The 313-nt window shown below is 66.1% G+C and carries 1 protein-coding gene; it reads right to left on the reverse strand.

All coding sequences use genetic code 11. The features are described 5' to 3' along the window. On the reverse strand, positions 1–313 hold a 313-nt coding region (locus tag P0G09_RS17420), incomplete at both ends, for a response regulator transcription factor (RefSeq protein ID WP_275253303.1).

Below are 313 nucleotides of genomic sequence, written 5' to 3' on the forward strand. Positions count from 1 at the left end.
CTGCAGCGGAGCCGCCGCCCGAGCGGCCCACCCGGCGGCAGAGGGCCTCCACACGGGCCAGCAGCTCACTGACGCTGAAAGGCGTGGTCATATAGTCATCCGTGCCGATGGACAGGCCGCGGATCTTGTCCTGCTCCTGCCCCTTGGCACTCAGGATGATGATGCCGATCTTCTGGTCGGTGCGGCGGATGGTATCGCAGAGCGAGAACCCATTCATGCCGGGCAGCATCACATCCAGAATGGCAGCATCACAGCCGGGCTTCTGCTCCAGCAGAGGCAGGGCGGCTTCGGCGCTGTCGGCCTCCACCGCCTC

The sequence above is a fragment of the Faecalibacterium sp. DFI.5.82 genome (genome assembly GCF_029076575.1).
In the GTDB taxonomy this organism is placed as follows: domain Bacteria; phylum Bacillota; class Clostridia; order Oscillospirales; family Ruminococcaceae; genus Faecalibacterium; species Faecalibacterium duncaniae.